The organism is Candidatus Nitrososphaera gargensis Ga9.2 (genome assembly GCF_000303155.1).
In the GTDB taxonomy this organism is placed as follows: domain Archaea; phylum Thermoproteota; class Nitrososphaeria; order Nitrososphaerales; family Nitrososphaeraceae; genus Nitrososphaera; species Nitrososphaera gargensis.
Genome location: NC_018719.1, coordinates 500,462 through 519,705 on the forward strand (window position 1 = coordinate 500,462; position 19,244 = coordinate 519,705).

Genomic DNA, 19,244 nt, shown 5'->3' on the forward strand with positions numbered 1-19,244 from the left:
CCGCTTACCAGACAATCGGATACATACCGGAACTAGGTAGCCAAAGGCTCAAAGCCAGTCTTCACTAGTTACTCCATCGCTTATCTTGGTACCGTCATCATTCATGTATGACATAGTGAACTCATTTTTCTTAACTGGAACTACAGATTGGATGGTGTGCAATGCAACAAGCCTTGGCACCATTCCATTTTTCATTTCAAACATCAGTCTTGTATTTGTAAGATAAAGCATGCCTTTTCCAAACTTTCTTCTACCATCGCTGAATAGCTCAACACTATCCCGCCTGATGAGATTTTCACCATTTTGCAATACTATCATATCTACCAATAATCACTCTTTGAAGAATGCGTTTCCTCCAGTTTCCTGAATCTGTTTAACCAGTTGTTCGTATCGTTTTCTATCTCTTTTTCCGATACACTCAAGATGCTCCTTTAGAACAGCCCGGAACACTTCGTCCTCAGGCACACTCCATCTTCTCTTCTCTTTTTTATCAAGTCCATCTTGACGTCGAGCATTACACCCTCGATAACGGAAATAGTCTCGGAAGATGGCCTTAAACTCCACGTTCTTTTATCTTTGTCAGCCGTACATCAATATATAGATAACATCTATAAATCTTTAATGTTTCCTAGACCTGATTGGCATTTTATGACAATCTTGGCTACGCCTATCATTACAGAAAGCAATTCGACCGGACGGAAACATGAATGTCAGCAAGGCAGCCAAGCTTGTCGGTGTATTGACAACTTGTTTATAAACAGCTTGTCAATTCCTGACCAAACTTTTTGTTGATATGGGTAATTTTAGTTGGCAGGTTATTGTTTGAGTCCAGAGCATCAAACATCATTTAGCAGGACTTGTGTTAGGAATATCACGATAATTACTGTGCTGTATATATGGGAACTTTGATAAGGTTTCTTATTATCCGGCCAGGCCCTCATGTACTTGTTCTATCCTTTCCGGATACTTCAGTGGATCTAGCTTCGTCAAGTAGCTTTTTGGATGTGCTGGTTTTGAAGAGCCTCTTCAAAGAGCCTATCTCAGCCAACGGGTCGGGAACGGGTTTTATGAGCACCCCTTGATTGGTGTCTACTACAATCGCTCTATCTGCAATATGGTGCTTCTCTCTGAATTTCTTGGGTACTATGATCTGACCATTCTTTGTCACCGTAATAATGACTTCATCCATATCATCCGGGATACCGTATGGTAATACACAAACGTTATGCATGACTGAAGGTTTCAGACTTGATAATCCCTTGATCCCTGGTTGTATCTCCCTATGCTGGTAACTCTTCGCCGGATCGCTTGCGATATTACTAATGAAACAATTGCAGGTCAGTCTCAGAATTATTATGTTCCGCGGATGTCATAGCTTAGTTTTTTGCTAATACAGATTCAGACGGTTAAGCATTCCTGCCTATATTGTTTTATCGATATTCGTGTGTATGCCTGCAGATCCATAAATTAATGTAGGCGCACCATGCCCGATGCCGAGACCAGAACCTTTCAAAGGCTTGGCAATATCACACTAAACTAGAGTTCGTCAGCAAAGGTTCAAGCAAAATCGGACTAAATTGGTGTAGCTGGCCTGCAGGCATATGTTTATAGGTGGGTATTATATTGTATGTAATGTTGGAGAGTATGTCAGCCTCTAAAATGACACGAAATGTAAGACAAGGCCTGTCCAGAAAAGAGAGCCTCTTACTATCCTCCTTATCGGAGAAGGACAAGAAAATCTTTGCTCTAAGGGACGTAGTAGACGAGTTGAGCTGTTCTTATGCCTACGCAAAGAACTTGGCAAAAACGCTGGCAAGGAAAAAGTGGGTCATAAACCTCAGCAGAGGCACCTACCTTATAGTGCCGCTGAGTGCAGGAGTGGAAGCAAAATACACAGAACACGAGTTTGTCGTAGGCTCACACATCGTATCCCCCTACTACATCGCATATTGGAGCGCCCTGAACTTCTACAACTTTACTGAGCAGACGCCCTACACAGTATTCATAGCTACGACGAAGAGGGCAAAAAGCAGGACCATTCTTGATGTAAAGTACAGCTTCATAACGCTGAACAAGAAAAAGTTCTTTGGATTTTCCGGCACCGCCGTTGGCACGGACAGGGTCAACATATCTGACAAGGAAAAGACCATTGCAGATGCGCTGGATCATCCCGAGTACTGCGGAGGCATGACAGAGGTCGCAAAGTGTTTGTGGAACGCCAGGGATTCGGTATCGTATGAAAAGATCCTGAGCTATGCAGAAAGGATGGGCAACTTGACCATAATCAAGAGGTTTGGGTATCTATTAGAATTGTTAAACATTGTAATGAAAGAAGATGTGGTTGTAAGGATGAAGGAATCGATATCACCAGGCATGTCTATTCTAGATCCGACGATGTCGCACAGTGGCAGGTACAACACCAGATGGAACCTGCTTGTTAATGTGTCGAAGGATTCGCTTGTCAGATGGAGAGAAGAAGAATATTGATCGATGCAGAGCGGATACGTAGGCTGGCAAGGGAAGAAAAGATAGGAGCAGCGGTAGTAGAGAAGGACTATGCCCTCACTTGGCTCCTTAGTGGTTTCTTCCTAAAGGACAGCCAGCTGAAGGATAGCTTTGTTCTCAAGGGAGGCACCGCAATAAGGAAGGCTTTCTTTCCGGGCAAATGGCGCTTTTCTGAAGATTTGGATTTCACGGTGGTTGACCGCAACGATGCGAATAGCATGAGTCTGTACAGAAAATCTTGGACTTGCTTCTTACAGAGAGCGGCATTGCCTATTCCGTACACTCATACCATGCTAACCCCGGAGCAATAATTGCATATGTCCAGTTCCGCGGACCTCTGAACCATCCTAACAGAATCAAGCTGGATATATCGCTTTCAGAAAAGATGGCGCTGAAGCCGGAGTCAAGGATGATCAAAAGTGATTTTGCTGACCTGCCTGACTTTAAGATACTGGCTTATTCGCTTAAGGAAATAATGTCAGAGAAGATCAGAAGCATAATGCAAAGAGGGTATTCAAGAGATTACTATGATGTATGGAGGCTCTTGAAAGAGAACGAGTTTGACAAGCAAGAAATCAAGGACCTATTAGTCAAAAAGTGCAAGCTCAAAGGAATACCGTACGAGCCCGGCCTGCTTTTCGATAAAACGCGGCTTGAAGAGGCTAGGGCACACTGGTCAAGAGGTCTCTCACACTTGGTCAAGGAACTACCGGACTTTGACGAAGTAATATCGGAGCTTAAGGCCGGGCTCCTATTCCTTCAGAAGTAACGTCAGTTTCTCTACCTTGATAAAGATTGAATAGAAAGAGGGTTCTCTAGGCTAGCATCGCTCGCCCTCATGTTGCACGTCCGATATTGATTTTCCTGTGTTTTAAGTCCTCCAAAGTAACGCTGCCGTATATATCATGCCTCAAGCGATAAGGTCCCTTTGGTTTGAAGAGATAAGTTTCATTCATGAAAAGTTCTTTGATACGCCAATCGGAAAATTGACTGTAAGGCAGGTTGCCATAGTTTTTGTATTTGGCGTCTCTGCATGGGCGGCGTTTAACAGCGTAGGTGATGATGACATGCTAAAAGTTGCCGTAACAAGCCTTCTTGTAATACTTGCTCTCGCATTTGCGTTTCAGAGAATAAAGACGCTGACGCCGGAGCAGTCCATGATGTTTGCGCTATTTGCTCCCAAAACCAGTACAGGAAGAAGCCGAAGAATAAAAAAGAACACGAATACGCCTATTTCGACACTGTCTGTCGATGTAGGACAACAGAAGGGTTCAGAAACCTTTGACATTTCTGTGCTGGATGCCAGCGACAACATCCAAGACGGCCAGATACAGAAGCTGGTGGTTCTTGTCAGGGATCCCCAAACTGGCCACCCTTTGCCCAATAGGGGATGCGGAATACTGGTGGACTCTGAGAGGATAGGAAGAAGGCTGACAGACGAGGAGGGGTTTCTGACCATTCCGTTTGTGCCAAAACAAGGCATTAACACAATCGAAGTAAAACCAGAAGGTTATGCGGCAATTGTAAAGAATGTAACTGTTGATGTGCACATGCGACAGCAGGGAGAACAACTGCGTTCGAGCAAGACTGCACAGGTGGCCCGGAAATGAACAGTCTTGCAGGCTTTCTGGGGCAATTATCCGGCAAAGACCGATTCAAGTACGTCTATGAAGTGCAGCCACTGAACTTTGTAATGCTGCCAAATGCAAAGCAGCAGGAGCTTATAGAGAGGTTCAGGCAGTTTCTCAATTCATTGAACAGCGGAATCCTACTTGTAGCCAAGAAAAGCAGCAAGGAAATTCCTATTGATGATGACTCCTACCAGATGCAGTTCTATCGGTATTTTGTCGAAAGCGATGAAAACATCGACGACAGGTTGTCAAGTTTCGGCCTGCTATACAACAGAATTTCGGAAATTCCATCGTATACAATCATCAGAAAGATGAGCGACAGGATGATACTCCCTGAAGGAAAGATGGTCAAGACATTTGCCCTGTACAAGCTGTCGAGCACCCTGGTTGAAGGCTTTGTTAGCGAGACTTATGGAATTGCCGATGAGGTATCGATCGTGATTGTCCCAATAGCACAGGAGCAGGCTACAGCAAAGATGAACAAATACACAAAGTTCCTCAGTGGTATGATCCTTGCAGACCAGCAAAAACGCAGGACGTCACCTTACGAACTTGTCCAGAAGTACACGATGGCATAGCAGACTCTGGAGCTTCTAACAAACGGCCAGACAAGATTGTTCAAGATAATGGTGAATTTCGTTGTTGGAGGAAAAGATAGGAAGGATCTGAACAGGAATGTGAAACTGCTAAAAAATACGCTACAGGCCAGGCTGCTGTATCTCGACAGTCCGAGGTTTGTTCAAGAGCACCGACTCTCGGCACAAGCGGCAGTGGCAAGTCGTTTTCAACGAAGATAATTGTGAGCAGGATGCTGCAGAGAAATCCGGATGCCGCCCTATTTGTCTTTGATCCAGAAAACGAGTACATGAAGCTCAGAAACATATTGGAAGCCAATGTTGTTGAATTTGATCCGCATTCGGATATGGGCTTAGACCCGCTGAAAATCTATCCCCCGATAGACGCTTCAGAGATAATCGCATCCATAACGAGCTTGCCGCAAGACTACCATGCGACGCTTCGAACCATCGCAAATAAGGCAGACAACATAGGGGCACTCTACAACAACTCTCCCGAGGAAATGCGGGGCTACCTGAAAGATCTTGTTGGTGATGGCACATTGGCTCACGTCTTTAGAGGCAAGCCGGTAGAATTCACAAACCGGATGGTATTTTCCATGAAAGACATTGAGAGCAGCATCGAAAAGAACCTACTTTCCTTGCTCCTCTTTGGAAAGGTTTGGAACATGATAAACGACGAATCGTATCTGCCAAGAGCGGTACAGAAGATAGTCGTCGTAGACGAAGCATGGCTGTATCTAGCAATTCCAGCCGCAGCCAGATTTCTGGAAAGGACTGCAAGGCTTGGAAGAAAGCGAAATGTATGCTTCATAATCAATACCCAGAGGGCGGCAGATGTCCTTGGAGAATCCGACGAAAAGCCAGGACTTGGAAGGTCAATAATTGAAAATAGCGCAACCAAGATCCTGCTCAGGCAAGACGAGTTGTCTGCCGATGTAGTTGCAAGGGCCTTTGGCCTGTCTGAAAGGGAAAGAGAGCATCTTGTGGAGCTGGAGTCGGGAAACGGATTTCTGATAGCGTAGAACGTACACGTGCCAATAAAGTTCATAGCATCGGAAGAGGAGGAGCAGATATTTACAACAAAACTATCAGACCAAGCATGAGAGGCTTGTTGCTACATTTGATGCGAGCACCACATAGCAGAAGCCATTGAGAGGGCTCTGAGTCCATACCATTTTTTGATGATGCCTTATTGTTTTTGCTTTGACAAGAGAATGAAATAAATTCCTACAAACGATCATGGATATCGAAGCATTATTTGCACATGCTCATTAGGACTCTGACGAAGGTTGCGAGCAGGTATGCACCTAGCAGGGTACTTTCCTTTGATATGGTTCATATTTTCAAAGCTTTGCAGCTGATGGAGAATGAGGGTCACATAAGCAGAGCCCTATTAACAAAAGAATTAGGACTTGGCGAAGGTGCCATCAAGACATTGGTAAAGCATCTGAAAATGCAAAATCTTATTGAAACTTCTAAATCAGGTACAAGAATGACTCAGAAAGGTAGGGCCATATGTTCAGCATTGGTCTCTGCGGTTCCTGCGGAGACTCGTTTACCAAAATGCTCTGTTGCACTTGGAAAATACAATCATGCAGTTTTGCTAAAAAATCTCAGCTTTGCTGTAAAATCAGGTATTGAACAAAGAGATGCAGCGGTGAAGATGGGCGCCATTGGGGCTACCACATTATCCTTCAAAGACAGCAAGTTTGTAATGCCTATGGACAGCAGCGGATATGATTCATTGGAGAAAGAGCCTAACATAAGGAAACTTTTAGTTGAAAAGCTGAAGCCAGAGGAAGAAGATATTGTGATCATAGGTAGCGCCAACGACAGTTCAAGGACTGCAGAACTGGCAGCAAAGAATGCGGCACTTGTAACACTTGTGAATCATGAGAAGCATGATTGAGACTATACAAAAGAATCAAAAATATCCCGTGCTTGCAAGCTTCCGAAGACGTCCGAAGACATCATTAAATGAATTGAGAATAAGCATGATCCCTACAATCAAAGCAATAACTGCAAAGGCTATCATAATCCCCTTCCTAAATTTCCTGATCTTTTCATTATTAATCATCTGAATAAGCACCGTCACTTGCATCTGCAGTTATCAACACAACTGATCTGATAAGTTTTCAGTGTTCATGTCTATGTTCAGCGGTATGAGAATGTGGATGGACATGAACCATCCCTGCATGCGAATGTTCATGATATTTTCTTCGCAGAAATGCATAGAGAGCAGATATTCCAAATGCTGCTGCGCTGAACAAAACTATAGTGGCTCCTGACGCAGAATCAAGATAAAAGCTGGCATACATTCCTGCGAATGACGTGATAGCACCTATAACCGTCGAGATTATGATCATCTTTTGGAAGTTGTTTGTAAGCATCCTTGCAGATATTGCCGGAGCTACTATTGCGGCCGCAAGCAGAGTTACACCTATTGCAGACATCGAGGCTATTACAACTGTTGCAAGTACCAGCGAGAAAATAGTCTCCACATGCTCTGTCTTGACTCCGTATGCTTTGGCAGTCTCCTTGTCAAACAGCGTGAAAAGCAATCGCTTGTGGAAGAATATGACAAATAGTACGGTAATTGCCGATGCTACAAATATCATTAGCAAATCCTGATCTGTAATGCCCAATATATTGCCAAAGAGGATAGCCTCAAAGTTTCTGGTAAAGCTCCTTGTTGTGCTTATCAGTAGTACCCCAACGGCAAATCCTGCTGTGGTTACAACTCCTATGGCAGCATCGGCCTTGATCTTGCTCCTCCTGCTAATTTCATTTATGAGAAAGGCTGAAAGAAAGCCCCAGAGCGCTGCGCCGATGTACAGGTTGATGTTTACAATATAGCTGACTGCGGCGCCTCCAAATACTGCATGCGACATGCCGTGACCTATGTAGCTCATGCCGCGCAGAACGATGTATACTCCAAGAAGCCCACATGCCCCTCCAACCATTATTGCAACAACAATCCCACGTGTAAAGAACTCGTATTGAAATGGCTGGAGAAGAAAATCCAATGTGGATATATCACCGGCCTACTGACTCAGTGTCAACCAGACCATATGTTTCTAATAGATTTTCAGTTGTAAGGACTTCTGTTGGCGGCCCTTCAGATACTATGTGCTTGTTCATGCAAACCAGCCACGGCAGCCTCTTTGCAATTCCAGAAATGTCATGAGTGGTCAATATTATAGTGGTTCCCTTTTCGTTTAGATTCGCTAGCACTTCTAGGATTGTTTCTCTTGTGTTATAATCAACTCCTGATGTTGGCTCGTCTAACACAAGTATGTCTGGAAAGCGTATCATAGCTCTTGCAAGAAATACTCTCTGCTGTTCTCCGCCGGACAGCTCGCTTATCTGCCGTGTCATGTATTCTTCGATTCCCAGATTCTCAAGCACATACCTGATTTTCTCGCCTGCTACCTTGTTTATCATAGGCCCGGTGCCGGATTGGTTCCAGATTCCCATTGAAACTACTTCCCTTACCGTTACAGGAAAAGTCCAGTCCACACTTTCCACCTGCGGCACATATCCGATAACAGGTTTGCCACCGTTGTTGTAATGATAAAATTCGACAGTTCCATACCATGGCTTGTGAAGACCAGTGATTATCTTGAGAAGTGTCGTCTTGCCCGACCCGCTCGGTCCAAGTATTCCGACAAAACCACCCTTTGGTACTTGCAGGTTTATACCTTCAACTACCGGACGATTGTAAGAATAGCCAGAGGTGACCTCTTTTAGCTCAAGTGCATTGACATTGTTATTTTTTCTGCTAACTGTTTTGTCTTCCGTTCCCATTTCAACTCCTTGTGTAAGTGTTGCTTGGATCGATTCCTTCCAAAGCGTCAGTGTTTCCTCCAAGCGACGTTAGCATTGTATTCATGTTGGCAACCATCATTCCAACATAGGTATTCTCGGGGTCTCCCGGTTCGCCAGGCAAGTCGTCATCCCTGAGCGTTTCAACGATCTGCACATTGGCTTCTCTTGCTATTTGATCTACGACTTTGCTTGGAAACACTTCAGAAGCAAATATGGCTGGTACTCCTTCTGCACGTATTTGCTCTATTATTCTGGCTACCTCTTGCGGTGTAGGCTCTCCAAAATCTGATGGTTGCACAGCGCCAATCACCGTCATTCCATAGCGGGGAGCAAAGTATGCCCAAGAGTCGTGATATGTGACAAGCTTTCTATTGTCAGGCGGAACCGTCTGGACTGATTGCATTATACCTTGGTCTAATTCCTCAAGAAGTGCAAGATACTTTTTAGCATTTGAAGAATAATAATCACTGTTCGCAGGATCCATCTCTATCAACTTGTCTCGAACAAGCTCAGCATACTTCATTGCATGTTGCACGTTGAGCCAGAGGTGTGGATTGGGATCACCTTCCTCTTCAGGGAAGCTAAAATCAAATACCCACTGATCACTTGTTATCGTATTATCGGCAAGCTTGAGCAGCTGCAGGTTAGGATTGCCAGCAGCATCAACAACTCTCTCAAAATCAACCTCGAGGTGCAATCCATTAATGATGACAAGATCTGCACCTCTTACTACAACTGCATCTGATGGTGTCAGCTCAAATGTATGTGAATTGACCCCCTCTGGAACTATGCCAGTTAATTCTATCCTATCTCCTCCCACGTTTCTAACTATATTTGTTATTGGTGCAACAGAAGTTACAACATTTAGTTTTCTGGATGATACATTGTCCTCAGCGACGGATGAAGAAATAGTATTATCGCTGTTATTATTACCACCGCCGGCTGCATACATGAATAATGATACCCCGGCGATTATTGCAGCAGCTACTCCTATTGCCACGGCAATTCCAATCAACTTTCCTCTAGAAGGCTGCTGGCTTGCCATTTATGACCTAGGACCTCACATGCATAGGTATTACTTTTTGCACATTTAGTAATACTATGCGCATACCACGTCTTTGAAGAGGATCTATAAAAAGTTGCTAAATTTACCAGTAAACTACTTGGTTGAATTCTAATGCGTAGAATACACAAAGTAGAAGGTCTGCCGACATCGGCTAAATATCGTGTGAAAAATGGCTGCTCTTATTAGAGCAAGCATGATCTAGATTCAAGAAATATTATAGAATTGTGAATCTACGATAACAAATTCCTATCAATTTTTTCGCGATATTGTTACCTTGCTACCGGCAGCAGAAGAACATCTCTGTCATCCAAAATTCAACATTAACCAACACAATTATGGTAAATGGATCTTCTTATGTTGAGCCCAATAATATTTGAAAACTACAACGAATTTTCACTTCTTCCCAAACTTTTTCGCTGCATATATTCCTACGATAGATCCCGCAAATACATTGCAGCAATATCAGAGGGTTCCACATAGTGATAAGATACTATCGGCTTTAGATTACCTCTTGCGATCCCTGAATATGAATTGATGCTAGGTGCTTGGTCATTAAGATAATGGTAAAAATATATGTCCTAATTATCATAATTTTGCGAGTCCATGCCATATGGAATCCACTCTATAAGGGTTCCATTTTTCTATAGCCCCACCATTTCCTCCTTTTTCATTTCTATCCAAGCACTTCCCTTAGATTCATAGTATCTGTCTGAAATTAAGTCTTGATTTTATGGATAGCGATGCATCATGCATTGTTTGTCAAGCCAATCACTGTCATCTATACAAGAAGCAGGTGCTCTTTCAATTACAATTGTGAGAATTATTCCAGCAAACAGCACCAATATTATTGCTAATAATAATAACGTCATTGTCGTGCTCATAAAGAGGTGGTAGGAGCATCCTGCTGTTCTTGCTTTCGGAACATCTTTTCTATAAAGAAACCAAAGGCGGCAATTATCCCAGCAATGGCAACTGGATAAGGACCAAACCCTGTTACAACAATAGCGTTTATCAAATTCGCATCTACTCCGCTTGCAGCAGCTGCAGTTCTAAATGACTGAATTGCATCGATCCATGCAATGCCGGCAATTGTGGCCAATATTCCGGCCAGCAGCATTATTTTTGACAACCTTTTCACCCACAATGAAACAAGCGCGACAATCATAGCTCCGACTGATACTAAATATGTAATAATACTGAGAACCATATCGAATGTAATTTCTTGAGATACTGATGTGAATCTCAGGAAGTTTGGTTTCTCATTGAAACTAGATGCGTTCCTATCATTCCCGTCAGTTATTCCCCTTACAATTTCAATAGGAGTGTAAAACCATTGCCCACGAAAGTTAATTATTACCCATGGGATCGTAAGAGAAATCAAAAGTAAGACAATAGCCACGAGAATGAAAATGATAGAGTAATCCAATACCTCATACCAGAAGCACTTATTATTATCAAGTCCGTATGGGTCATACTGAAGAATTTTCTTATAGTGTGATGGAAATTCGAATCGGCCATATTTTTATTGCATCATATACATGGAGTGAAATGTTGGCGAATGATGTATTTTTTGTTCTATTGATTCGGAAAGATCATGAATAAACCAAAATTTTCAAGTATTCTCACTGCAAGGAGTTCTCATCGAATGCCTATCCCTGTTGCGAAGCTTATCGCCATGAGTAGCAACAAGACTGCAGTAATTTTTGGTAGATATTTGCTATATTTCACAATCCTATGTTGAATGCGCTCATACACTTTCAGCGAAAGCAGAGTTATTCCCACTAACGCTGCTGCCACTGAACTCGCATACGCGATCATTAGACCCACTGGATCACCTCCACCAGCAGCTAGTGCAAGAATAACAAATTCCTCTTCATGAGCAAATCCGAGTACAAACGCAAATCCGGCTATTGCTCTCAAACTACGCGCTGGCATTCTTTTTTTGTGTTGGTGAATATGGGAGTGTGAATGATAGCTAATCCGATGATGCCAGGCTTTACGTTCATGTTGATGATGTTCGTGATGATGATCAGGGTGCTCTGTAGTGCCGCGAAGAGAATCGTGTTGACTTTCAATAGGATCGTGATCGTCTTCCTCCTTCCAAAATATGTATGCTAATATTCCTAGCGCAATAGCAGCACTGAGGCGCAAGTAGAGGTTAGGTATTGTCACTAAAGTGGTAAGGAATATGTACGCTACAACCACAGCTATTGCAGAAACGAAATGTGCGCCTGCAATTATTCCAGAGCTTATTAAACCGTAAAAAACCGGGCGAGGTCTACGCATAGAGTACAATATAGCAACCGGCCAGCCATGCCCAGGGCTTAAGCCATGCAATAAACCAAATAGAATTACAGCTGGCAACACCACACCTGCCGCAGTTTCATCTAAAGAGGGAGTAGGAATTCCGAAAATATGCAATGTGTAGACACCGCTCACTCTACCCGTAGATAGATCGATACCACAAAAGACTTCTATTGGATCAGTGCTAATGCATTCTGCATTGGCACTCTGCAGAAAAAATGATAGAAAAATCAAATATCCTCCCAGGAGAATAGCCGTCACCGAGAGTTTAACTTCAACATAGCCATCCATTCGCAACACAGTGTTGTTATCTTTTCGCTAATATTGGAGACCTTTGTTCATTATGAAACAATCGCATGTAAGAAACAGCAAAAATACTATCGTTCGTTCTTGTTTTACTCTCAGCAGGCTATTCTCTGCCGTATGCATCCAAAAAGCCTACTACAGTCTATTCATATTATCGCAACAAAATGCACTTTCAGACTCTTGATTCCGCGATTTTCCGACAGGCTCTTGGCAAGCTCCTTTATCTTTCTGATCTCTCCTCTGACCATGATTGTTTCTAGGCAGTTGTCATGGTCAAGGTGCATGTGAGTAGTAGCACTTATTATGTCACTATACCTGTGCTGTATATGCGTGCCAGCGTCATCGTGACTGTATGCATGATTATCGTAGAGCATCATTATTGCTCCAGCTCCATTTCTGCTATCCTCTCCTTTATCCCAGTCATTTTGGTCAATGAATGAGTGGAGAGCTGTCTGAATTGCCTTTGATCTGTCAGAAAATCCTGCCTTTTTCATGGATTTGTCAAATTCTGATAGCAATCCTGGCGGTAAAGACATGCTTATGCGCTCAACAGTACCATCTTTCTGTTGTTGCTGTTTCTTTTCCCGTGGGTGTTTGTGGCGTTGATGCTGATCTTTTGGCAAGAATGTATGTTCTTAAAAAGGGCAAGCCCATTTTAAGCTTTAAGTATAGTGATATTTTTGAAAAATTTTGCTACTTGAATCCTTTTTTATTGCAACAGGAATAACAAAGGCTGTTCTTTTGTCATAAGAGCTTGTAAAAGAAGTAGATGTATATGTGAATTTGATACTCCTATTCCGCTGATAGATAGTCGGCAAGAAAAGTGTTGGATAAACCATCCAAGGCTTTTTATACATCCTTGGATGCATCGTCCAACCATCCGTATGAGGAAAACAATAACATTAAATGCCATGTTATTTTCTGTATTTGCCTGTCCTCTATTTCTGAACTCTATATTGGCACCAGTTCAAGCACAAGTCCAAAACTCCACTAAATATGGGGGCACACTTATCATCGTCACAGGCAGTGGCTGAGAAACACCTACGCTCAATCCAGCGCTATATGGCATCGTCGGAGAATCGTCAAAAATCTTCAGCAGTCTTGTACAGCATGATCTTGAGTTAAACCCACAACCGGACCTCGCAGAGAGCTGGGGTGTTTCAGAAGACGGCAAAACATATACATTCCATCTTGTGAGAAATGCAACTTTTCACGATGGAAAGCCGGTTACAAGTGCTGATGTAAAATTCACCAGAGGTGGTGATTCCTTACGATCCTCTTGGCAAAGTCGTTTGGGAAGACTTGACTCGATAGAAACGCCTGACGAGTATACTGTTGTCTTCAAACTAAAACAGCCTTTTTCTGCCCTGATTTTCATGCTTGACATGGGCTCTGGAGGTCCTCCAATTCTTCCAAAGCATCTCTATGAAGGAACTGGCATTCCAAACAACCCGTACAACCAGAAACCAATTGGTAGCGGTCCATTCAAGCTTGTCAGCTGGGAAAAAGGCAACCAAATTGTTCTTGAAAGGAATGAAAACTACTTCAAAAAGGGCTTGCCATACCTTGACAGAATAATCATGAGAATTATGGCTGACCAAACGGCACTGGCGCTTGCGATTGAAAACGGTGAGATAGACTATGCTCCTGTAGGATTATCGTTCTCCGATGCCGAAAGGCTGAAAGAACTAGAAAATATTGATGTTGTCTATTCTGGCCGGGAAGGATTGGGAGTATTGTTGACACTTGTAATGAATCTAGACAATCCCATTTCAGCTAACCAGAAAGTCATGCAATCAAACAGCTATCCAAGCATGGATTGTTGACTTTTTAAACAAAGCCGCCCTGAAGGTACTGTTTATATTCTATTTCAATATCTGGAGTAATGGAATAGCGATCTAGAATGGACACTCAAATGGGCAGTGCAAAAAGAGGAATAGCAACTGATGAAATGGTCCAAGTTGCAAAAGACGAGGACGTTGGATTAAACTGGCTCGTACAGAGGGTTGCAAATGGTTCTATTATAATCCCAAAGAATAATGCAAGGAAGCAAAAGATTAAAGTAGTTGGAATAGGGCATGGGCTGAAAACAAAGGTCAACGTAAACATTGGAACCTCTACCCTACATCAGAACCTTGATGAAGAAATTTCCAAGGCAAAAGTAGCAGTCAAGTATGGCGCCGACACCATAATGGACTTGTCAGATGGTGGAAACCTTGACACCATTCGTCAGACACTGCTTGAAGCAGCGCCAATAACCTTTGGAACGGTTCCTGTGTACCAGGCATACTGGCATGGCGTCGAGAAATACAAGAATCCTCTAAATATTACAGAAGACGACTTTCTCAATGCATTTGAAAAGAATGTCAAAGACGGAGTTGATTACACCACAATACATTCTGGCATTACAAAAGAGCTGGCCAAAAGAGTGCTTGAGGTAAAGCGACATGGCGGCATAGTTTCAAAAGGCGGCACGATAACAGCGGCTTGGATGCTCAAGTACGACAAGGAGAATCCATATTTTGAACACTTTGACTACATGTGCGAAATTGCAAGAAAATATGATGTTACCTTTAGCTTGGGCGATGCTCTCAGACCGGGTTCAATTCTTGACTCCCACGATGAGCTGCAAGTCGCAGAAATGATAAACGTTGCCCGGCTTGCAAAACGGGCTCATGAAAAGGATGTTCAGGTAATGATCGAAGGCCCAGGTCATGTACCGCTGAACGAAGTTGCTGCCAATGTAAGGCTTGCAAAATCATTGATTGGTGATGTTCCCTACTATGTCCTCGGTCCACTAGTTACAGACGTGGCAGCAGGCTATGACCATATTGCAAGTGCTATTGGAGCCGCAGTATCAGCCGCCGAAGGCGTAGATCTACTGTGCTACCTGACACCGGCGGAACATCTGGCACTACCAACTGCAGAAGAGGTCAAAGAGGGGCTAATCGCTTACAGGATTGCCGCCCATGCTGGCGACTTGGTAAAGATAAGAGACAAGGCAATCAAATGGGATGCGGCGATCACGGAAGCAAGGCGCACGTTAAACTGGGAGAAGCAGATAGCCCTGTCTATAAACCCAGAAGAAGCTGCCAGAATCCATTACAGAGAAGGGCAGCATGAAGGAAACAATGTTCCATGCACGATGTGCGGTTCAGCATGCGTATACATCATGCTCCCGCAGCAGAGGCAACAGAAACAAAGAAGAATCGATATTACCAGCAATAATGATGATATCTATAACGATGGCGGCGGTGTTAAAGAAGAAAGCACAGCTACAATGTCACCACCATCATAACTGAATGCTCCCCTGTGGGGTGATATGAAGTATATATATATACAAACGCAAACGCACCAAGTAAAGGTGAAGACTTTCATCGTAAAAGAAACCACTGCAGTAAAACTTCTTTTTTAATCGTTCTCCATGCATTCTCCATTTTCATGTCCACTCCTCTTTTACCTTATCATACATTTTCTGTCCTTTTTGTGCTCGTCCGTAAGTAAGGTACATTCTTGTTGTTCAATCATCACATGCGCTTCATTCAAAATTTGTCTTTACAAGCTGCGTGATACTCATTATCACTCCGTGCAATTGCTGATGCCTTCTCTTCATGGCCCTCAACCTCTTTTTCAAATTGCTCATCTTGCAATGGTAGTTGTTGTAGTGGTTTACATCCATCTTGTTCTTGCCTAGGTATATCATCTGGACTTTGCCAGAAACTCTTCTTTCAAGGTAGTAGTACGGCCCATGCCCCTTTGTTCTCCTTGCGCAGTAGCAGTTTGGACTTCCGCATCTGATAAACCGCACCTGTATTGAGCCGCCGTATTGACCAAATAGCTCGTCGACCTCTTTTTGCACCTGCTTGATCTGCTCTGCAAGAACTTTTTCTTCTTTAATCATTCTGCTCAGCTGCGAGTATAAACCAGCGCTCATCTGTTAGTGCGAATTTTGAAAGTTGATAAGGTGCCTAGCACTCCATTGGTTCGAAGTGGCAGAGCAACTTTTTGCCCTTCGGCATTCCCTTGTAGTTTTTGCTGCTCTCTCCCCGAACCAGAACTCCGTCCTGGATCTTGTAGTAGCAGAAGCACAAGCACAAGAACATGATATCTAACAGAATGATGCATAGAAGCAATTCTGAATTAACGGCTACTGCATGCTTATAGAGAGGATATTTTGCGCCTTAAACTTGCTGTAAACAAAGGAATGCAGATTGTCCAAAATTAACCGTTCATGTTCTAGCAACAACAATTCATGCATTTACTGTAAAATCAGATGCGCAGAGATATTCCAAGTCAATGGTGACTTCTGTCTGGATTGCTGGCAAGAGTTGACGCACCCGGATGTCTAACTGATCTGATCAGCAATTATATTACACTCTCTCTGCCTTTCTGGCTTTTTACCTTTGCAAATAAAAATAGTCATTGCTATCCATTCTCTTCATAAGAGAAATCCTATGCTTTGCAATGCTTTCTATCGGCGCTTACTACGATCTCAAAACAAGAGAAGTCGATGACGGATTATGGATGGTTTTTGGTGGCGCAGGATCGGTTCTCTATGCATGGGAATATGTGTCTGGAGCAATGGCGGATGCGCAGATAATTCTGGTCTTCATATCTTTGACCGCTGTGATTGCATTAGCTCTATACAGGTATGGCTTCTTTGGTGGCGCAGATGCTAAAGCGCTTGTGACCATTTCTGTGATTCTGCCTGTTTACTATCCATTGATACCCTTCTATATGCATCCGATAACAGGAATTACAGTGCTGACAAACGCAGTGCTTTTTGCCATGGTGGTGCCTCTGTACAATGCGCTGAGCAATCTGGTAAAGGTGGCAAGGGGAGAGCGGATCTTTGAATGCTTGGAGGAGGAGCCAACATGGAGAAAGGTGCTGGCATGCTTTGTAGGGACTCCGTCAAATAGGCCAATACGTCATCATTTGGTGATCGAGTACTCGGCAGGCGAAGGGAAAAAGAAGAAGTTTTCTTTCCGCTTAAACTATGGTGATGACGAGGGATATGGCAGCAGTGGCAACAGGTCCTGCTATGCAAGATCTTCTACAGACAGTAAGAGATGGCTCTCCCAGAATCTGCCGTTCTTGTTATTCATGCTTGCGGGGTTCTTGGCTACTATGTTATTTGGGGACGTGTTATTGCAGGTACTACTAAATTAACGATTAATGCTGCTGCTATCATGGCTATTTTACAAAACAAGTAAAGACATGCAGAGTCAGGAATTCTATTTTTTGCCGTCTTTTGCTGTCTCTGATTCTTTCAGCTGCTTTAGTGCAAAATTAATCGCATGTGAGTAGCTACCAAATCTCAATTTTTCAATTTCTTTTGTAACCCACTGATACAGCTCATCTTCCAGCGTTATCTGCAATCTTTTCATCTCTTTTATCGCTCTGTGTATATTTGTGTATGAATGCATCATAAAGACATTGTTATACATAATCTTTATATTATACAGCAAATGTGTAGAGTTGTGTATAGAGTGTATGCCTAGAATTAATCTGACTGTAAACGACGATAACTACCAATTCCTGAAAGACATGAAGGATTCTGGAAAAGCTGCTTCGCTAAGCCATGCTGTGAGGCTGGTCATACAGGAGTATCGGAGGCTGCATGAAAAACCAAGCACAAGAAAAAGAAGAGGTTCCGCATAGGATGGTAGACGCTAAACGAACCCCTTCGCAGTCATGTCGTCTCTGCTCCGCATTGAAGAAGGAAATTGCGCGAACTCGTACACAGGGTGAAACTGAAAGGGAAGGCCTGTTGAATTTCTTGCTAAAAGGACACCAAGAAGCTTGCCATGCCGCTAATAATGCCGTTCTACCATCATGTCATAAAGATCCAGATATGGCAAATACTAGGAAAGATCTCTATAAATGGGAGACAAGGATGGTATGAACGTGTTCCTTGGCCATGGTGTTCACAAAAAGATACAATTCTGGTCTGATGCCCAAGGAAAAGAGTTTGCTGTTCGCCTTTCAAATGAACCGGACTTTAGGGCAGTTTCAAACCCTTCTGTAAAATACATCAAGCTGGTCGAGGAAGCAGACTATTTCAGTGACATGAATTATGACTGGAAATTCCTGCTGGAATACTGGATGGGTGTAAAAAACGGGAAGATCGAACCTTTTGGTTTGAATGGGAAGGAGGAACCAAATCATATCACATTAGATTTGATTGACACACAAACCGCCTCAGTCAAGGCTGATAAGAAACGGATCAAACGAGATAGGGCTAGGCCCCTTCTAAAGTGCCGCTACTGCATGCTATCTTACAATTCTGAAAAGGAAAGGCAAGAGCATGAGCTCGCCTGGCACGCTGAAAAGATGAAAAAGGATTCTTCTGGTCAAGCAAACAACAAGTTGTTGTTAAAGTCAAGTAGTAGCAATAATAATAATAGTTTGAAGTTTAGCAGCGATGCCAATGATGATCCGGGCCGGAATAAGATGAGGGGTAATGGTTGACGAACAATACTTTGCTAGCTTTTGTCACCAAATACTAAACGAGCATCCATCGATCAGGTTTGTTGGGCTTGCAGATAGGCAAGGACATTTGATAACAACTGCATATAGAAAGAATTTGGTTCCTCTAATGGATAGCAAAGACACTGAAAAATACACCTTTCAAACAGTTATCCGTGCATCCATGCGTGAGGTATTTGAAGACAAGATAGGCAAGCAAAGGTATGCTGTTGGATTGTATGAAAAGTTGATTAGAGCAACAATACCAATTGCATTTAGCAGCAACAAGAACAGGAAGTTCTATCTCTTAATGTCCTTTGATCTGGATTCAGATTATGGTCACATAATTGAAAGAAAAATACTCCCAATTATCAAAGAACATAAAGAGTATTTCATGTAAAAAAGAAGCTTGCATGTTATTATCCAAGGTCTCATTGTATTCTTTCATGTACCACCAAAATCAAAATATAATAATAAATTTAATAGAAAAATCTCATATTACAAGCTTCATGCAGAAATTTAAGCAAGATAGCGCTAGGAAAGCTTCCCTACAGG

At 42.9% G+C, this 19,244-nt stretch carries 23 protein-coding genes and 1 pseudogene; 13 read left to right on the forward strand and 11 right to left on the reverse strand.

Annotation, left to right across the window (positions count from 1 at the left end; translation table 11 throughout):
• Window positions 1-48: 48 nt before the first annotated feature.
• From NGAR_RS03045 to NGAR_RS03050, 3 genes are all read right to left on the reverse strand, one after another.
• Window positions 49-309 (reverse strand): hypothetical protein, encoded by a 261-nt coding sequence (locus NGAR_RS03045; RefSeq protein ID WP_187147632.1) that lies wholly within the window; start codon window positions 307-309, stop codon window positions 49-51.
• 21 nt (window positions 310-330) lie between these two features.
• Window positions 331-465 (reverse strand): hypothetical protein, encoded by a 135-nt coding sequence (locus NGAR_RS18670; RefSeq protein ID WP_266190385.1) that lies wholly within the window; start codon window positions 463-465, stop codon window positions 331-333.
• A gap of 472 nt (window positions 466-937) precedes the next feature.
• Window positions 938-1,189, reverse strand: a complete 252-nt coding sequence (locus NGAR_RS03050) for an AbrB/MazE/SpoVT family DNA-binding domain-containing protein (protein ID WP_148680886.1) — start codon at window positions 1,187-1,189, stop codon at window positions 938-940.
• Between the two features lie 455 nt (window positions 1,190-1,644).
• On the opposite strand from NGAR_RS03050, the gene NGAR_RS03055 reads away from it, so the two are divergent.
• From NGAR_RS03055 to NGAR_RS03085, 8 genes and pseudogenes are all read left to right on the forward strand, one after another.
• Complete coding sequence (locus tag NGAR_RS03055; RefSeq protein ID WP_187147633.1) at window positions 1,645-2,487, forward strand: type IV toxin-antitoxin system AbiEi family antitoxin domain-containing protein; 843 nt, start codon at window positions 1,645-1,647, stop codon at window positions 2,485-2,487.
• Window positions 2,484-2,816 carry a nucleotidyl transferase AbiEii/AbiGii toxin family protein gene (locus NGAR_RS18675; protein WP_187147634.1) on the forward strand — a complete coding sequence of 111 codons (333 nt, stop codon included), beginning with the start codon at window positions 2,484-2,486 and terminating at the stop codon, window positions 2,814-2,816. The genes NGAR_RS03055 and NGAR_RS18675 overlap by 4 nt, the downstream gene beginning before the upstream one ends.
• Window positions 2,750-3,274, forward strand: a complete 525-nt coding sequence (locus NGAR_RS18680; protein ID WP_187147635.1) for a nucleotidyl transferase AbiEii/AbiGii toxin family protein — start codon at window positions 2,750-2,752, stop codon at window positions 3,272-3,274. The genes NGAR_RS18675 and NGAR_RS18680 overlap by 67 nt, the downstream gene beginning before the upstream one ends.
• 136 nt (window positions 3,275-3,410) lie before the next feature.
• Window positions 3,411-4,115 carry a hypothetical protein gene (locus NGAR_RS03070; RefSeq protein WP_015018153.1) on the forward strand — a complete coding sequence of 235 codons (705 nt, stop codon included), beginning with the start codon at window positions 3,411-3,413 and terminating at the stop codon, window positions 4,113-4,115.
• Window positions 4,112-4,714 (forward strand): hypothetical protein, encoded by a 603-nt coding sequence (locus NGAR_RS03075; RefSeq protein ID WP_015018154.1) that lies wholly within the window; start codon window positions 4,112-4,114, stop codon window positions 4,712-4,714. The genes NGAR_RS03070 and NGAR_RS03075 overlap by 4 nt, the downstream gene beginning before the upstream one ends.
• 188 nt (window positions 4,715-4,902) lie before the next feature.
• A pseudogene (locus tag NGAR_RS18685) lies at window positions 4,903-5,076 on the forward strand (helicase HerA domain-containing protein); the annotation flags it as partial.
• Window positions 5,059-5,736, forward strand: coding sequence for a TraG/VirB4 family ATPase (locus NGAR_RS19220; protein ID WP_407637194.1), 678 nt, complete (start codon window positions 5,059-5,061; stop codon window positions 5,734-5,736). The pseudogene NGAR_RS18685 and the gene NGAR_RS19220, both read left to right, overlap by 18 nt.
• A 242-nt stretch (window positions 5,737-5,978) precedes the next feature.
• On the forward strand, window positions 5,979-6,623 hold the full coding sequence (locus NGAR_RS03085) for a DUF4443 domain-containing protein (protein ID WP_015018157.1): 645 nt from the start codon (window positions 5,979-5,981) through the stop codon (window positions 6,621-6,623).
• A 226-nt stretch (window positions 6,624-6,849) separates the two neighbouring features.
• Here NGAR_RS03085 and NGAR_RS03090 read toward each other — a convergent pair whose 3' ends face one another.
• From NGAR_RS03090 to nikR, 6 genes are all read right to left on the reverse strand, one after another.
• The gene (locus NGAR_RS03090; RefSeq protein ID WP_015018159.1) at window positions 6,850-7,740 is read right to left on the reverse strand and encodes a metal ABC transporter permease; all 891 of its coding nucleotides are present in this window, start codon (window positions 7,738-7,740) and stop codon (window positions 6,850-6,852) included.
• 10 nt (window positions 7,741-7,750) lie between these two features.
• Window positions 7,751-8,521, reverse strand: a complete 771-nt coding sequence (locus NGAR_RS03095; RefSeq protein ID WP_015018160.1) for a metal ABC transporter ATP-binding protein — start codon at window positions 8,519-8,521, stop codon at window positions 7,751-7,753.
• Between the two features lies 1 nt (window position 8,522).
• Window positions 8,523-9,587, reverse strand: a complete 1,065-nt coding sequence (locus NGAR_RS03100; RefSeq protein ID WP_148680890.1) for a metal ABC transporter substrate-binding protein — start codon at window positions 9,585-9,587, stop codon at window positions 8,523-8,525.
• Between the two features lie 898 nt (window positions 9,588-10,485).
• The gene (locus NGAR_RS03105) at window positions 10,486-11,034 is read right to left on the reverse strand and encodes a hypothetical protein (protein WP_015018162.1); all 549 of its coding nucleotides are present in this window, start codon (window positions 11,032-11,034) and stop codon (window positions 10,486-10,488) included.
• Between the two features lie 212 nt (window positions 11,035-11,246).
• Window positions 11,247-12,203 (reverse strand): nickel/cobalt transporter, encoded by a 957-nt coding sequence (locus tag NGAR_RS03110; RefSeq protein WP_015018163.1) that lies wholly within the window; start codon window positions 12,201-12,203, stop codon window positions 11,247-11,249.
• Window positions 12,204-12,364: 161 nt separating this feature from the next.
• Window positions 12,365-12,841, reverse strand: coding sequence for a nickel-responsive transcriptional regulator NikR (gene nikR, locus NGAR_RS03115; protein ID WP_148680891.1), 477 nt, complete (start codon window positions 12,839-12,841; stop codon window positions 12,365-12,367).
• 465 nt (window positions 12,842-13,306) lie between these two features.
• On the opposite strand from nikR, the gene NGAR_RS03120 reads away from it, so the two are divergent.
• Together NGAR_RS03120 and thiC are read left to right on the forward strand one after the other, a co-directional pair.
• Window positions 13,307-14,044: an ABC transporter substrate-binding protein gene (locus NGAR_RS03120; protein WP_228369336.1), complete on the forward strand. Its 738-nt coding sequence runs from the start codon at window positions 13,307-13,309 to the stop codon at window positions 14,042-14,044.
• Window positions 14,045-14,121: 77 nt separating this feature from the next.
• Window positions 14,122-15,516 carry a phosphomethylpyrimidine synthase ThiC gene (gene thiC / locus NGAR_RS03125; RefSeq protein WP_228369269.1) on the forward strand — a complete coding sequence of 465 codons (1,395 nt, stop codon included), beginning with the start codon at window positions 14,122-14,124 and terminating at the stop codon, window positions 15,514-15,516.
• A 240-nt stretch (window positions 15,517-15,756) separates the two neighbouring features.
• Here the strand turns inward: thiC and NGAR_RS03130 are convergent, their stop codons facing one another.
• Window positions 15,757-16,152, reverse strand: coding sequence for a DUF6788 family protein (locus NGAR_RS03130; protein ID WP_228369270.1), 396 nt, complete (start codon window positions 16,150-16,152; stop codon window positions 15,757-15,759).
• A 488-nt stretch (window positions 16,153-16,640) separates the two neighbouring features.
• Between NGAR_RS03130 and NGAR_RS03135 the strand changes: the two genes are divergently transcribed.
• A complete protein-coding gene (locus tag NGAR_RS03135) occupies window positions 16,641-17,390 on the forward strand; it encodes an A24 family peptidase (protein ID WP_015018168.1) in 750 nt (249 codons plus the stop codon).
• Window positions 17,391-17,455: 65 nt separating this feature from the next.
• On the opposite strand, the gene NGAR_RS03140 is transcribed toward NGAR_RS03135, so the two are convergent.
• Window positions 17,456-17,650, reverse strand: a complete 195-nt coding sequence (locus tag NGAR_RS03140) for a hypothetical protein (RefSeq protein WP_148680893.1) — start codon at window positions 17,648-17,650, stop codon at window positions 17,456-17,458.
• A 454-nt stretch (window positions 17,651-18,104) separates the two neighbouring features.
• On the opposite strand from NGAR_RS03140, the gene NGAR_RS03145 reads away from it, so the two are divergent.
• Complete coding sequence (locus NGAR_RS03145) at window positions 18,105-18,692, forward strand: hypothetical protein (protein WP_015018171.1); 588 nt, start codon at window positions 18,105-18,107, stop codon at window positions 18,690-18,692.
• A complete protein-coding gene (locus NGAR_RS03150; protein WP_015018172.1) occupies window positions 18,685-19,089 on the forward strand; it encodes a hypothetical protein in 405 nt (134 codons plus the stop codon). The genes NGAR_RS03145 and NGAR_RS03150 overlap by 8 nt, the downstream gene beginning before the upstream one ends.
• Window positions 19,090-19,244: the final 155 nt, after the last annotated feature.

What these genes read in the sequence shown, in the direction of transcription:
- NGAR_RS03050 (WP_148680886.1), bottom strand. Translation starts at nt 1,189, where the DNA reads ATGGATGAAGTCATTATTACGGTGACAAAGAATGGTCAGATCATAGTA.
- NGAR_RS03055 (WP_187147633.1), top strand. Translation starts at nt 1,645, where the DNA reads ATGTCAGCCTCTAAAATGACACGAAATGTAAGACAAGGCCTGTCCAGA.
- NGAR_RS03070 (WP_015018153.1), top strand. Translation starts at nt 3,411, where the DNA reads ATGCCTCAAGCGATAAGGTCCCTTTGGTTTGAAGAGATAAGTTTCATT.
- NGAR_RS03075 (WP_015018154.1), top strand. Translation starts at nt 4,112, where the DNA reads ATGAACAGTCTTGCAGGCTTTCTGGGGCAATTATCCGGCAAAGACCGA.
- NGAR_RS19220 (WP_407637194.1), top strand. Translation starts at nt 5,059, where the DNA reads ATGGGCTTAGACCCGCTGAAAATCTATCCCCCGATAGACGCTTCAGAG.
- NGAR_RS03085 (WP_015018157.1), top strand. Translation starts at nt 5,979, where the DNA reads ATGCTCATTAGGACTCTGACGAAGGTTGCGAGCAGGTATGCACCTAGC.
- NGAR_RS03095 (WP_015018160.1), bottom strand. Translation starts at nt 8,521, where the DNA reads ATGGGAACGGAAGACAAAACAGTTAGCAGAAAAAATAACAATGTCAAT.
- NGAR_RS03100 (WP_148680890.1), bottom strand. Translation starts at nt 9,587, where the DNA reads ATGGCAAGCCAGCAGCCTTCTAGAGGAAAGTTGATTGGAATTGCCGTG.
- NGAR_RS03110 (WP_015018163.1), bottom strand. Translation starts at nt 12,203, where the DNA reads ATGGATGGCTATGTTGAAGTTAAACTCTCGGTGACGGCTATTCTCCTG.
- thiC (WP_228369269.1), top strand. Translation starts at nt 14,122, where the DNA reads ATGGACACTCAAATGGGCAGTGCAAAAAGAGGAATAGCAACTGATGAA.
- NGAR_RS03130 (WP_228369270.1), bottom strand. Translation starts at nt 16,152, where the DNA reads ATGAGCGCTGGTTTATACTCGCAGCTGAGCAGAATGATTAAAGAAGAA.
- NGAR_RS03140 (WP_148680893.1), bottom strand. Translation starts at nt 17,650, where the DNA reads ATGATGCATTCATACACAAATATACACAGAGCGATAAAAGAGATGAAA.
- NGAR_RS03145 (WP_015018171.1), top strand. Translation starts at nt 18,105, where the DNA reads ATGGGAGACAAGGATGGTATGAACGTGTTCCTTGGCCATGGTGTTCAC.
- NGAR_RS03150 (WP_015018172.1), top strand. Translation starts at nt 18,685, where the DNA reads ATGGTTGACGAACAATACTTTGCTAGCTTTTGTCACCAAATACTAAAC.